General features: G+C 71.4%; 10 protein-coding genes. All 10 read right to left on the bottom strand.

Annotated elements, in window-relative coordinates:
• Window positions 1-54 precede the first annotated feature (54 nt).
• Window positions 55-2,121, bottom strand: a complete 2,067-nt coding sequence (locus AB0I88_RS00005) for a PQQ-dependent sugar dehydrogenase (RefSeq protein WP_361016410.1) — start codon at window positions 2,119-2,121, stop codon at window positions 55-57.
• A gap of 1 nt (window position 2,122) precedes the next feature.
• Window positions 2,123-3,049 carry a sugar phosphate isomerase/epimerase gene (locus AB0I88_RS00010; RefSeq protein WP_361016413.1) on the bottom strand — a complete coding sequence of 309 codons (927 nt, stop codon included), beginning with the start codon at window positions 3,047-3,049 and terminating at the stop codon, window positions 2,123-2,125.
• 241 nt (window positions 3,050-3,290) lie between these two features.
• Entirely contained in the window at window positions 3,291-4,298 is a 1,008-nt protein-coding gene (locus AB0I88_RS00015) for a sugar phosphate isomerase/epimerase family protein (protein ID WP_361016416.1), read from the bottom strand.
• A gap of 175 nt (window positions 4,299-4,473) precedes the next feature.
• The gene (locus tag AB0I88_RS00020) at window positions 4,474-6,180 is read right to left on the bottom strand and encodes a ThuA domain-containing protein (RefSeq protein ID WP_361016419.1); all 1,707 of its coding nucleotides are present in this window, start codon (window positions 6,178-6,180) and stop codon (window positions 4,474-4,476) included.
• 65 nt (window positions 6,181-6,245) lie between these two features.
• On the bottom strand, window positions 6,246-9,041 hold the full coding sequence (locus AB0I88_RS00025; RefSeq protein WP_361016423.1) for a PQQ-dependent sugar dehydrogenase: 2,796 nt from the start codon (window positions 9,039-9,041) through the stop codon (window positions 6,246-6,248).
• 106 nt (window positions 9,042-9,147) lie between these two features.
• Window positions 9,148-10,185, bottom strand: a complete 1,038-nt coding sequence (locus tag AB0I88_RS00030) for a polyprenyl synthetase family protein (RefSeq protein WP_361016426.1) — start codon at window positions 10,183-10,185, stop codon at window positions 9,148-9,150.
• On the bottom strand, window positions 10,182-11,543 hold the full coding sequence (locus tag AB0I88_RS00035; RefSeq protein ID WP_361016428.1) for a nucleotide pyrophosphatase/phosphodiesterase family protein: 1,362 nt from the start codon (window positions 11,541-11,543) through the stop codon (window positions 10,182-10,184). The genes AB0I88_RS00030 and AB0I88_RS00035 overlap by 4 nt, the downstream gene beginning before the upstream one ends.
• Window positions 11,540-12,655, bottom strand: coding sequence for a metabolite traffic protein EboE (eboE, locus tag AB0I88_RS00040; protein ID WP_361016431.1), 1,116 nt, complete (start codon window positions 12,653-12,655; stop codon window positions 11,540-11,542). The genes AB0I88_RS00035 and eboE overlap by 4 nt, the downstream gene beginning before the upstream one ends.
• Window positions 12,655-13,506 (bottom strand): TatD family hydrolase, encoded by an 852-nt coding sequence (locus AB0I88_RS00045; RefSeq protein WP_361016434.1) that lies wholly within the window; start codon window positions 13,504-13,506, stop codon window positions 12,655-12,657. The genes eboE and AB0I88_RS00045 overlap by 1 nt, the downstream gene beginning before the upstream one ends.
• A 22-nt stretch (window positions 13,507-13,528) precedes the next feature.
• Complete coding sequence (locus AB0I88_RS00050; RefSeq protein ID WP_361016436.1) at window positions 13,529-14,050, bottom strand: EboA domain-containing protein; 522 nt, start codon at window positions 14,048-14,050, stop codon at window positions 13,529-13,531.
• Window positions 14,051-14,056 lie beyond the last annotated feature (6 nt).

Raw genomic sequence — 14,056 nt, forward strand, 5'->3', positions numbered from 1 at the left:
GTGTTGCCCCCCCCCCCGCGGCCGCCCGCCCCGCCCCCCGCCCGGCCGCGGCGGTCAGGGTTCGGTGGGTGTGAGGACCACCTCGGCGGAGCCGGTCTGCCCGTCGGCGTCGGTGTATTCGGCGACGAAGACGGCCACCAGGCCCTCGGCTCCGGCGTGACCGGGGTCGATGAACGTGGTGATGGATCCGGTGCAGCCGGACGTGGTGGACAGCGGGTGCCCGTGCTCGTCGTGGCCGAGGATGTAGGACACCTCGACGTTCGCGCAGTCGACCGGCTGGTCGTCGACGACGTTCACCTGGAAGGTGACGGTGTCGCCGAACTCGAACGGCTGGTCCTCGGTGGGTGTCACGAACGAGACGGTCGGTGCGACCGGCCCGACGTGCAGCAGGAACTCGGCGGAGGCGGATCGCCCGGTGGAGTCGGTGACTTTCAGGGTGGCCCGGTAGTCGCCGTTCTCGGTGTACGTGTACGCCGGGTGCGGATGCCGGGAGTCGACGTCGCCGTCGGCGTCGAAGTCCCAGGCGTAGCGCAGCGCGTCGCCGTCCGGGTCGACGGTGCCGGCGCTGGTGAAGTTGACGGTGAACGGCGCCGAGCCGACGGTCGGCTCCGCGTTGATCTTCACGATCGGGGTCTTGTTCTTCGGCGCGTAGTCGATGCGGGCCAGCTGCGCCTCGGGGTTCTCGGCGAAGAAGCCGTCGCCGTACTCGAGGACGTAGAGGGCGCCGTCGGGACCGAATTCGAGGTCCATCGGGTTGTCGAAGACGATCGTCGGCAGGACCGCTTCGACGGCGGCGACCTGGTTGGCGCGGTCGAGGGTGAACGCCTTGACGTAGTCGCGGGTCCATTCGTAGAACAGCGGCTTGCCGTCGAAGTGGGCCGGCCAGCGGGTGGGCGAGTCGTTGCGCCGGTCGTACTGGTAGGCGGGTCCGCCCATCGGGCCGATGCCACCGGTGCCCAGTTCGGGGAACTGGGTGCTGGCCGTGTACGTGTAGACGACCTCCGCCTTCTCCACGCTCGGCAGGTTGCGCAGCCCGGTGTTGTTGGGTGACTCGTTGACCGGCTGGGCGCAGTTGAACGGCGCCCGGGAGGTGCTGGTGGCGAAGTCGTAGTCGACGTACGGCATGTCGGGCGCGACGCAGTAGGGCCAGCCGTAGTTGGCGGGTTTGTCGATGGCCATCCAGCGGCCGTGGCCGGCGGGCCCGCGGGCCGGGTCGGCGTTGCGGGCGTCGGGCGAGTAGTCGGCCAGGTAGATGACGCCGGTCTTCTCGTCGACGTCGAAGCGGAACGGGTTGCGCAGACCCATGGCGTAGATCTCCGGGCGGGTCTTCGGGGTGCCCGGCTTGAACAGGTTGCCGCGCGGGACCGTGTAGCCGCCGTTGGGTTTCACGGTGATCCGCAGAACCTTGCCCCGCAGGTCGTTGGTGTTGGCGGAGCTGCGCTGGGCGTCGAACGCCGGGTTGCGGTCGGGCCGCTCGTCGATCGGGGTGTAGCCGCTGGAGGCGAACGGGTTGGTGTCGTCGCCGGTGGACAGGTAGAGGTTGCCGTGCCGGTCGAAGTCGATCTTGCCGCCGACGTGGCAGCAGATGCCCCGGTCGACCGGCACCTGGAGGATCTTCTGTTCGCTCGCCAGGTCGAGGGTGTTGCCGCGCAGCTTGAACCGGGACAGTTGCAGGTGTCCCTTGAAGGGCGCGAAGTCGGCGGCGGTCCCGTTCTCGGGGGCGTTGCCCTCGTTGACGGTCGGGGTGGCCGGGTCGTCGACGGGGGTGTTCAGCACCGGGGAGTAGTAGACGTACACCCAGCGGTTGCGGCTGAAGCCGGGGTCGACGGCGATGCCCTGCACGCCCTCCTCGTCGTGCTGGTAGACCGGGATCGTGGCGGCGAGGACGTTGCGGCCGGTCCTGGGTTCGTGGATGCGCACCTGGCCGCGGCGGGCGGTGTGCAGGACGCGTTTGTCGGGCAGGACGGCGAGGGCCATCGGTTCGCCCGGGTAGTCGTTGAGGGTGACCTTCTGGAAGTCGGTGTCCGGCGGCGGGGCGGCCGCCTGGGCGGGGCTGCCGAGTCCGGAGACCAGGGTGGTGACGAGCAGGATCGCGGCCGCGCCGGTGAACAGCCTCCGCATGTCAGTACCTCAGCCCGGTGAGGTACTGGTAGCCGACACGCGCGGTGTCGAGCGCCTGCTCGGGGGTGCGTGGTGGGCTGCCGGCGTCGTCGCGTTCGACGATGTATTCGATCAGTCCCGCCTCGTGGGCGCGGCGGAAGACCCGCTCGAAGTCGATCAGGCCGTCGCCGGGGTCGGCGAACCCGCTGCTGACGCTCATGTCCTTGACGTGGACCTGCTTGATGCGGCGGCGGTTCTTCTCGATCAGGTCGACCGGGTCGGCGGCGCCGCGCCACGCCCAGTAGATGTCGACCTCGAGGTGCACCAGGCGGGGGTCGGTCTCCCGGGTGAGGATGTCGAAGCCGGTGGTCTCGGTGCCGGTCTGGCGCAGGAACTCGTTGTGGTGGTTGTGGTAGCCGAAGCTGAGTCCGGCGCGGCGGGCGAGTTCGCCGGCCTTGTTGAGGTCGGCGGCGAAGGCCCGGTAGACGGCGGCGTCGCGGATCGGCCCGGTGGGCCCGGTGCCGAAGTACGGGTGCACGATGTATTTGTTGCCGACGATGGCGGCGTCGTCGAGGGCCCGTTTCCAGGTTTCGGCGTTCCACGGCTGCGGGATGCCGGCGTGGCCGGAGGTGGCGCGCAGGCCGGCGTTGTCGAGGGCGGCCCGGAACTGGGCGGCGGTGCGGCCGACGAAGCCGGCGTGCTCGACGCGGGTGTAGCCGATCTCGGCGAGTTCGGCGAGGCTGCCCTCGAGGTCGATGGCGAGCTGGTTGCGCAGCGTGTAGAGCTGCACGCTGATCTGGTCGCGCGGCACCCGGTGCGGGGAGCCGCCGCCCGCGGCGGCGGGTGACCCGATCGCGGTGGACGTTCCGACGGCGGCGGCCCCGGCGGCCGCGGCGCCGAGCAGATGGCGGCGGCTGAGGGCGGTAGGACGGGATGGTGACTCGTGCATGGTGATGCCTCCGGTTACGGCAGTGAACACGGATGGCCCGCGGGCAGCGAGGACATGCGCCCGCAAGCGGCAACTTTCGTGCAGAGCGGTTTCCGTATCGCACGTTACCGCGTATTCACGCTCGTCACTAGAAAAACATCTGCATGAATCAATCTAACTTTCGTACGCGCAAACGAAAGCGCACGGTGGACCGGACCGGGCGCGCACCAGCGCCCGGCCGGACCGCGACCAGGGAAAAGGGCTACTGACTGGAGGAGAAGGCCGCGTCGAACGCCGCCGACGGAGCGTCGAACGCCAGCCCGCGCACGAACTGGAGAGCCTCCGGGGCGCCGACGAGCCGGTCCATGCCGGCGTCCTCCCACTCGATCGAGATCGGGCCGTCGTAGCCGATCGCGTTCAGCGCCCGGAAGCAGTCCTCCCACGGCACGTCACCGTGACCGGTGGAGACGAAGTCCCAGCCACGCCGCATGTCCGCCCACGGCAGGTGGGAGCTGAGCCGCCCCCGCCGGCCGTCGCCGGTGCGCACCTTCGCGTCCTTGCAGTCGACGTGGTAGATGCGGTCGGCGAAGTCGAAGATGAAGTTGACCGGGTCCAGCTCCTGCCAGACGAAGTGCGACGGATCCCAGTTGAGGCCGAACGCGGGACGGTGCCCGATCGCCTCCAGGGTGCGCCTGGTGGTCCAGTAGTCGTACGCGATCTCGCTGGGATGCACCTCGTGCGCGAACCGGACGCCGACGGAGTCGAACACGTCGAGGATCGGGTTCCACCGGTCGGCGAAGTCGGCGTAACCCCGCTCGATCATCGACGGCGGGACCGGCGGGAACATGGCCAGCGTGTGCCAGATCGACGACCCGGTGAAACCCACGACGGTACGTACACCGAGCTTCGCGGCCGCACGGGCGGTGTCCTTGATCTCCTCGGCCGCCCTCCGGCGTACCCCCTCGGGTTCGCCGTCGCCCCAGATCCGGGCCGGCAGGATGTCGCGGTGCCGCTCGTCGATCGGATGGTCGCAGACCGCCTGCCCCACCAGATGATTCGAGATCGCGAACACCCGCAGATTGTGTTTGGCCAGCGTCTCGCGTTTGCGGTCGATGTAGCCGTCGTCGGCGAGCGCCTTGTCGACCTCGAAGTGATCGCCCCAGCAGGCGATCTCCAGACCGTCGTAACCCCAGCCGGAGGCCAGCCGGCACACCTCGTCGAACGGCAGGTCGGCCCACTGGCCGGTGAACAGGGTGATCGGTCGCGCCATGGTCTCACTTCCTCGCAGCAGTGTCTCGAAAAGGGATTCGATGCCCGGCGCGAGGAGCCGGAGAAAAAGGGCGAGCGGGCAGGTGCGGCGGGGATGCCGGGGTGGGTTGCGCCTCCCGTCCCGGGCACCGCTGTGTCCACGGTCGCCGCAACCCACCCTAGTAGCGCCCGGACGTCTAGGGAAGACGCCACCGCTGGTTCGCACCGGTGTGACAGTCCCAGATGTGGATCTGCTGGCCGTCGGCGGAACTGTTCTGCGACACGTCCAGGCACCGGCCCGACTGCGGGTTGCGGACCGTGCCGTCGGCCTGCGCCACCCAGTTCTGCGCGCCGGTGCCGTTGCACGTCCACAGTTGCGCCCGGGTGCCGTTGGCAGTGCCGCCGCCGGCCACGTCGAGGCACTTGCCGGACTGCGGGTTGCGCCACACCTGGCCGCTGACCTGCCAGTTCTGCGCGCCGCTGCCGTTGCACGCCCACAGCTGGATCTTGGTGCCGTCGGCCGAGCCGCCGTTGCTCACGTCCAGGCACTTGCCGGCCAGCCCGACGACCGGCCCGGCGCCACCGGTGCCGCCGCCCAGCTCCTTGACCCGGATGTTGCGGAAGGACGCCTCGTCGCCGTCCCCGTGGTTCTGGATGCCGATGTGGCCGGCCAGTGACCGTACCGGATCGGTGTTGGTGTAGTCGTTGATCTTGACGCTGTTGAGGAAGAGCTGCAGCCGCTCGCCCTCGACCCGGATCTCGTAGGTGTTCCACTCCCCCGGCGGGTTGAGGCCTGCGTCACGGGCCGCGATGTCGGCGGCTTTGAACCCGTAGACCGCGCCGGTGGTGCGGTCGGCCGCGTCGGTGGCGTCGATCTGGATCTCGTAGCCGTTGTTCACCGCCGACCACGGGTCACTCGACGGCGGGAACCCGACGAAGACACCGGTGTTGTCGTCCCCGGCGAGCCGCCAGTCGAGCTTGAGCGAGTAATTCGTGAACTGCTTGGCCGAGTACCAGTACAGGCCCATGCCGCCGGTCGACGTCAGCGTGGCGTCGGTGCTGGTGAAAGCGCCCGGCCCGGCCTGCGACCAGCCGGCGGTGGAGCCGTTGTAGAGCGCCGTGTAGCCGGTCTCCGGACGGCAGTCGGCGTGCGTGCGCCGGGCCGTGTAACGGAGGCCGCCGAGCAGGTGCGCCCGGAACGCCGGTTCACTGTACGCCGACTGCGTGTGCCCGCCGCCGGTGTAGAACGACCGGCCCGCGTCGACGGTCTTGCACCAGGCGTGCGGGTGGTCGGCGCCCATCCGGCCCCCGGAATACGACGCCTCGTCCAGGGTGGCCAGCACGTGCGCGGTGTCGCGGGCGTTGGTGCGGTAGTCGTACCACTCGTCGGTGCGCGGCCAGGTCTGCGGCAGGTGGGCGGTGGCCGCGTGTGCCCGGTCCTCCACCTTGACGGTCGCCTGCTGGACCGCCGGATGCGAGGCGAAATAGGCGCCGACGAGCTGGCCGTAGAACGGCCAGTCGTACTCGGTGTCGGCGGCCGCGTGCACGCCGGTGTACCCGCCGCCGCCCCGCACGTACGCCTCGAAGGCGCTCTGCTGGCCGGCGTCGAGGACGTCGCCGGTGGTGTTGAGGAAGACGACCGTCTCGAAGCGGGCCAGGTTGGCGCCGGTGAACGCCGCGGCGTCCTCGGTGGCGGTGACGGTGAAGTTGTTCGCGGCGCCGAGATCACGGATCGCCTGGACACCGGCGGCGATGGAGTCGTGCCGGAATCCGGCGGTCTTGGAGAAGACCAGCACGTCGTAGGCGGGGTCGGCGGCGGCGGCGGGGGTGGCCGCGGTGGTGCAGGCCAGCGTGGTCAGTGCGGCCGCGGCCACGGCGAGCGTTGTTCGGGAGCGTCTGCGCACGGGGATCTCCTCACAGAGGGGGTGCCGGTCCCGGCGGACGCTGCCGGGACCGGCGGACGGGAGGATCAGGGCAGGTTCCACTGCTGGTTGGCGGCGCCGAGGCAGTCCCAGATGTGGATCTGCTGCCCGTCGTTCGGTTTGGCCTCGGAGACATCCAGGCACCGGCCGGACGCCGGGTTCCGGAGCGTCTTGTCGGCCTGCGCGGTCCAGTTCTGGGCGGCCGTGCCGTTGCACGTCCACAGCTGGACCTTGGTGCCGTTGGCGGTGGCGCCGCCGGCCACGTCGAGGCACTTGCCCGACTGCGGATTGCGCCACACCTGCCCGTTGACCGCCCACACCTGGGCGGCGGAGCCGTTGCACGTCCACAGCTGGATCCTGGTGCCGTCGGCGGTGGCGCCGCCGTTGACGTCCAGGCACTTGCCGGCGAAGCCGGTGACCGGGCCGGTGCGGGCGGTGGCCAGCGTGAACGCGTCGACGTCGAAGAGCGCGCCGGCGCCGCCGCCGAAGGTCAGGTACAGCGTCGTGGCGCCCGCCGGCGGGTTGGTGATCGCCCCGCTGACGTCGGTGAAGACGTTCCAGCCGCCGGTCACCGGCACGGTGGCCGAGCCGAGCACGGTTCCGGTGGCCGAGCCGGCCCGCACCTGGATCGTGCCGCCCACCCCGGCCGACGAGACCCGGGCGCTGAACCGGGACACGTTGCCGAGCCGGTACGGCTGGAACGCGATCCAGTCCCCGTTGTGGATGTCGCCGACGGTCCTGCCGCCCTCCGCCTCCGGCTTGTTCATCGGGGCGACCCCGGCCGAGCTCTTGTAGTGCTCGGCCTGCCGGTGCGCGGGTTGCAGGGTGTGCTGGGCGTGCGTGGTCAGGCCCCCGGCGTCGGTGTACTCGGCGTCGAAGACGGCGAAGATGTTCGCCGCGGTGTCGTGCTCGCCGTCGACCGGGATGGTGAGCGTGCCGGTGCAGCCGGTCTTCGAGGTGATCTGGTGCCCGTGCTGGTCGTGGCCGAGCACGTAGGTCATCTTGACCTTCGCGCAGTCGATCGTGGCGTCCTCCGGGTCGGTGACGGTCACCGAGTACGGGATCGCGTCGCCGAAGGAGAACACCTGCCCGTCGCCGGGCGCGGTGATCCGCACGGTCGGCGCGGTGTTGCCGACGCCGATCTGCACGCTGTCGGTGCCGGTGGCGCCCTGCGGGTCGGTGACGGTGAGCCTCACGTCGAAGACGCCGTCGCCGGTGAACGTGTGCGACGGGCCGGCCGCCGTGGAACTGCCGCCGTCGCCGAAGTCCCACCGGTAGGTGAGCGCTCCGCCGTCGGGGTCGGTGGAGCCGGCCGACGAGAACTGGACGGTCAGCGGCGCCTGGCCGGAGGTCCTGTCGGCGCCGGCCACCGCGGTCGGCGCCCGGTTGCCGCCGCCCACGTGGTCGTAGCGGTACAGCGCCGAGTTCTCGTCGCCGCTGAAGTAGCCGGTGCCGTAGTCGAGCACGTAGAGCGCGCCGTCCGGCCCGAACGCGAGGTCCATCACCTGTTTGCCGTTCCAGGTGAACGCCGAGATCTCGCCGGCCGAGCCGTCGGCGCCGACGTGGATCGGCTTGATCCAGCCGCGGCCGAACTCGGCGGCGAAGAAGTGCCCGTCCAGCGACTGCGGGAACTTCGTGGTGGACGGGTTGGCGGCGTTGTAGCGGTAGACCGGGCCGCCCATCGGCGACTCGGAGCCGCCGCCGAACTCCGGCGGGGTGCCGGCGTCCCCGCCGTACCGGATCCAGGAGGCCTTGGCCGGCGGCAGCGTGCCCAGGCCGGTGTTGCGCGGCGAGTTGTTGACCGGCCCGCCCGCGCAGTCGTACCTGGCCCCGGTCGCTCCGGTGGCGAAGTTGTGGTCGGCGTACGTCTCGGCGGTGGTGTTGGTGCCGGTGCAGTACGGCCAGCCGTGGTTGCCGGGCCCGGTGACCCGGTTGAACTCCACCTGGCCGCTCGGGCCGCGTGCCGACGACGATCCGGCGTCCGGGCCGTAGTCGCCGACGTAGACCACGCCGGTGGCCTTGTCGACACTCATCCGGAACGGGTTTCGGAAGCCCATCGCGTAGATCTCCGGGCGGGTTCCGGCCGTGCCCGGCGCGAACATGTTCCCGGCCGGCGACGTGTACGTGCCGTCCGCGTCGACCTTGATGCGCAGGATCTTGCCGCGCAGGTCGTTGGTGTTGGCCGCGGTCCGCTGGGCGTCGAAGGCCGGGTTGCGGTCGGCGCGCTCGTCGATCGGCGTGTAGCCGCCGGACTGGAACGGGTTGCTGTCGTCGCCGGTGGACAGGTAGAGGTTGCCGGCCGCGTCGAAGTCGATGTCCCCGCCGACGTGGCAGCAGATGCCGCGGGTGGCGGGCACGTCGAGGATCGTCTTCTCGGCGCTGAGCTTCCAGTCCGCGGTGAGGGTGAACCGGGAGAGCCGGTTGACGCCGTTCCAGGCGGAGAAGTCGCCGCCGGTGTCCGGCGCGTCCCCGGACGGGGTGCTCAGCGGCGGCGCGTAGTAGAGGTAGATGAACCGGTTCGTGGCGAAGCCGGGGTCGGCGCCGACACCCTGCAGTCCCTCCTCGTCGTGGGTGTAGACGGCGAGGTTGCCGACGACGGCGGTGTTGCCGGCCGCGTCGGTGCGGCGCAGCGTGCCGTTACGGGCGGTGTGCAGCACGGACCGGTCCGGCAGCACCGCGAGGCTCATCGGTTCGCCGACCTCGGGTTCCCCCTTGGCGAGGGTGACCTGCTGGAAGCCGGCCGGGTCGACGGGGTGCGCCCGGGCGGGGGCCTGGCCGGTCGCGAGCACCAGAACGGCGGCGAAACCGGCGGTCCACCATCGGCGGCAAGACGTTTCGGGCATACCTGTTCCATCCTTCGGAGCTGGAGGAATGGGTGGTCGCGCCGCCGACTACCTTGCCGGGAACAGTAAAGAACCCATCGACTTTTGTCACTACGTACGGAACTTTTCAACGCTGACGGTCAATCGTCTCGTGCGCCAGCGCCGTCAGGCGGGCCGCCACCTCCGCCGGGATCCCCGACCCGGCCAGCGCCGCCAGCGCCGACTCCACCCGCAGCTTGATCAGCCGCTCGACACCGTCCAGGGCGCCGGTGTCGACGATGATCCGGCGCAACTCGGCCGCGCCCTCCTCGTCCAGATCCGGGCGGCCCAGCAACGCCCGGATCCGGGCCACCTGCCGATGGTCGGCGGCCTCACGGGCCAGCGCCATCAACACCGTGCGCTTGCCCTCGCGCAGATCGTCGAGCACCGGCTTGCCGGTCACCGCCGGATCACCGAACACGCCGAGCACGTCGTCACGCAACTGGAAGGCGTCGCCGAGCGGGTCACCGAACGCGGCGAACGACTCCAGCAGGCCGTCCCCGGCGCCGGCCAGAGCCGCGCCGATCTGCAGCGGCCGGGTCACCGTGTACCGGGCCGACTTGAGCCGGATCACGGTCAGCGCACTGGCCGTCGACCCGTCACCGACCCCGGACACCAGATCGAGATACTGGCCCGCGATCACCTCGGTACGCATCGCGCAGAAGACCGCGTAACCCCGGCTCAGCTGCTCGTCGTCCAACCCGCAGCCCAGGAACATCTGATCCGCCCACGCCGCGCACAGGTCACCGCACAGCAGCGCGGTGTTGCGCCCGTACCGGGCCGCGTCGCCGCGCCACGACGACCGGGTGTGCAGATCGGCGAAGAACGCGTGCACCGACGGCTCACCACGGCGCCGCTCGCTGCCGTCCATGATGTCGTCGTGGATCAGCGCGAACGCGTGGAAGATCTCCAACGCCGCGGCCGCCGTGACGATGCCCGGACCGTCCTCACCGCCCGCGCCGTGCCAGCCCCAGTAGCAGAACTTCGGCCGCAGCCGCTTGCCCCCGGACAGCAGGAACCGTTGCAGCGTGCTGAACAGTCCCCGCGGCGTCCCCTCCGGCCACTGCGGGCCCTGCCCGGCGAGGAAGTCGGCGAGCCGTGCGTCGAACCGGGCCCGCAAAGTCAAAGTCCCCTCCCCTGTCCCTCGGCCAGGCGCAACAGCAGGCTCTTCACCTCGGTCGCGGCGATCCGGCCGACCGCCCCGGCCGGATCCGAGCACAGCAGGACCGGGGAGTCGGCGGCACTGTCCGGCAGGCGGCCGTGCGAGCCGCGTACCGCCCCGGCTCCGGCGTCCAGACCGACCACCCGCATCAGATACCGCATACCGAGCTTCTTGCGGCCCAGCGCGACGGCGGCCCGCCGCTTCGCGGCGGCCGGACCGGCCGGATCGAAGAACAACTCGGCCGGGTCGTAGCCGGGCTTGCGGTGGATGTCGACCAGCCGCGCGAAATCCGGGGCACGGGCGTCGTCGAGCCAGTAGTAGTAGGTGAACCACGCGTCCGGCTCGGCGACCAGCACCAGCTCCCCGGAGCGGGCGTGACCGAGCCCGTCACGGACCTCGGCCACCCCGGGCAGACCCTCCAGCAGCGCCGCGACCGCCGGCACGTCGTCCGGGTCACGCACGTACACGTGGGCGATCTGATGGTCGGCGACGGCGAACGCCCGCGACGTCCACGGGTCCAGATACTCCATGCCGGCCTGCGTGTAGACCCGCAGCAGGCCCTTCTCCCGCAGCAGCCGGTTGACGTCCACCGGCCGGTCGACCGGGGTGATCCCGTACTCCGACAGCGCCACGATCGTCGCCCCGCGCGCCGCCGCGGCGTCCAGCAGCGGCCCGAGCACCCCGTCCAGCTCGGCAGCGGCGGCCGCCGCACGCGGGTCGCCGGGCCCGTACCGTTGCAGGTCGTAGTCGAGGTGCGGCACGTACACCAGGGTCAGGTCCGGGTCGTGGGCGGCCATCACGTGCTCGGCGGCCCGGCAGATCCACCGCGACGACGCCAGGCCCGCGCCCGGCCCCCAGTAGGTGAACAGCGGGAACGTGCCCAGTTTCGCGGTCAGCTCGTCGTGCAGCTCGGGCGGGTCGGTGTAGCAGTCGGGTTCCTTGCGCCCGTCGGCGTGGTAGACCGGCCGTGGGGTGACCGTCCAGTCGACGTCCGCGCCCATGGCGTACCACCAGCAGATGTTGGCGACCGTGTAGCCGGGCGACCGCTTGCGGGCGGCCTGCCACACCCTCTCCCCGCCGATCAGGGCGTGATGCTGGCGCCACAGCAGCACCTCACCCAGATCGCGGAAGTACCAGCCGTTGCCGACGATCCCGTGCCCGGCCGGGGTCCGGCCGGTCAGCAGGGTGGCCTGCACGCTGCAGGTGACGGCCGGGAGCACCGGGTCGAGCCGGGCGGCGGGGCCGATCGCCCGCAGCCGGGGCATGTGTTCGAGCAGGCGCGGGGTCAGCCCCACCACGTCGAGGACCACGAGTTTCGTCATCCGTGCGCTCCGGTCAGCTGGTCGCGGGTCCAGGCGAGTTCACCGGCGATGCCATCGGCCAGTTCCGCGGGCGAGGTGGGCCGCCGCCCGGCCGGCAGGACGTCCCAGGTGTAGGTCTCCACATCGAAGTGGTCGCAGTCCACGACCGCGAGCGCCTGCCGCAGCACGTCCGTGGTGGCCGTCAGCGGCGGCTCCGGCGGGGTGTGCACCGGCACGTGGAAATGCACCCGCCACGGCCCGGCCGGATTCTCGGCCAGCGCGATGTCCAGGTCGTCGTAGCCGTGCCCGCCGGCGGTCCGGGTCTGGTGCAGGAACCGGGGCTCGGCGTAGCGCTGCAGCACCGCCCGGGCGGCAACCGGGTCGGCGACCTCCAGCGCCGCCGACACCTGCACCTTCACCACCGGGATCCCGGCCGTGGCCAGCCGTTTCACCGCCTCCGCCGGGTCCTCCCACGCGCACGCCAGGTGCGCCAGGTCGAGGCAGACGCCGAGCCGGTCGGTGTCCGCGCCGGCCAGCATGCCGACGGCCTGGGCGGTGGTCTCGGCGACACAGCCGGGCTCGGGTTCGAACGCCACCCGTACCGGCCGGCCGGTCTCCCAGGCGATCTCGGTGAGACCGTGGGCGAGCCGGTCGAGCATGTGCCGGGCCGCGTCCCGCCGGGCCCGCGGCCACGGCTCGCGCCAGGCCAGCGGCAGCGTCGACACCGAGCCCCGCTCGGCGTCACCGGGCAGCAGGTCGACCAGGATCCGGGCCAGGTCCAGCGTGTAGTCCAGGCGTTCCGGGGTGGTCCAGTCCGGCCGGTAGACGGCGTGCTTGACCACCGGCGCCTGGAACGCCTGGTACGGAAAACCGTTGAGGGTGACCACCTCCAGGCCGCGCACGTCCAGCTCCCGGCGCAGCCGCCGCCGGGCGTCGCGGTCGCCGGCCAGCGCGGCGGCCACCGGGGCGGCCAGCCACAGGCCCAGGCCCAGCACGTCGGCGCCGAGCCGCTCCCGGACCGCCACGGCGTACGTGCCGAGCTGGCCGACGATGCCGGGCAGGTCCTCGGCCGGGTGCACGTTGGTGCAGTAGCCGAGATGGACCTGCCGGCCGTCCGGGCGGCGTACCCGCATCAGCTGCCCCCTCGCAGGATGGAACTGCCCTCGAACAGCGGCCCCGTGCCGGCCTTCCCGCTCAGGTCCAGACGGCCGGACTGGGCGAAGAACTCCACCGGATTACGCCACAGCACCCGGTCCACGTCGTCGTCGCCGAAACCGGCCGCCAGCATCGCCTCACCGGTACGCCTCGTCAGCAGCGGATCCGAACGGCCCCAGTCGGCGGCCGAGTTCACCAGCATCCGGTCCAGGCCGTGCGTACGCAAAATCTCCACCATCCGCGGCGGCGACATCTTGGTGTCCGGGTAGATCGAGAAACCCATCCAGCAGCCGGAGTCGTGCACGTCGCCGACGGTCACCTCGTTCAGATGGTCGATCACCACCCGGCCCGGGTCGATGCCGCTGTCGCGCACCACGCCGAGAGTCCGTGTCACGCCCCGCGCCTTGTCCCGGTGCGGGGTGTGCACCAGCGCCGGCAGCTCGTACTCGACGGCCAGCGCCAGCTGCGCGGTGAACGCCTCGTCCTCCTCCGGCGTCATCGCGTCGTACCCGATCTCGCCGACCGCCACCACCGAGTCCTTGTCCAGGTAGCGCGGGATCAGGTCGAGCACCGGCCGGCAGCGCGGGTCGTTGGCCTCCTTGGGGTTCAGCGCGATGGTGGCGTGGTGACGGATGCCGAACTGGGCGGCCCGGAACGGCTCCCACCCGACCAGCGAGTCGAAGTAGTCGGTGAACGAGCCGGGATTGGTCCGCGGCTGGCCCAGCCAGAACGCCGGTTCGACGACGGCACGGACACCGGCCTCCGCCATGCGCTGGTAGTCGTCGGTCGTGCGTGAGGTCATGTGGATATGCGGGTCGAAGATTCGCACGGGACCTCCCAGGGGGACGGGGTCAGGGGATGCGGTCGAGCAGGCGGCGCGCGTCCGGTGGCAGCTCACGCCCGGCCGCCGCACGCTCCGCGTGCAGTGCGGCGATCATCGACGCCAGCTCACGGTCGGCGCGTTCGTCCAGGTGGTCGACGTTTTCCAGGGGTACGCCGAGGAAGACGCACTTCAGGACGGCGTGCCGCCAGGAGTGCTGGTCGAGATGCCGGGCGTACGGGCCGAGCGCCGCCGCGATCAGCCGGGTGTCGTTGGTGCGCAGCGCGTCGTGCAGCAGCGGCACCGCCTCGGCCCCGAGCGGCAGCGACGGCAGCGCCGTGAGGACGGCCAGTCTCTCGGCCGCGTCGCCGTGCCGGTACAGGTCGTCCACCCAGTGCGGAACCGTCTCCGGCGGCAGTGCGAGCAGCAGCCGTGTCCGGGCGTCCTCCTCCGGCCGGCAGTGGCGGCCCGCCGCGGCGAACAGGCGCACGATCGCCCGGGGGTCGTCGCGGACCCGCGCTACGGCGTCGGTGAGCCAGCCGTTCTGGTGCATGGCACC

This window comes from Actinoplanes sp. NPDC049802 (assembly GCF_040656595.1).
GTDB lineage: Bacteria > Actinomycetota > Actinomycetes > Mycobacteriales > Micromonosporaceae > Actinoplanes.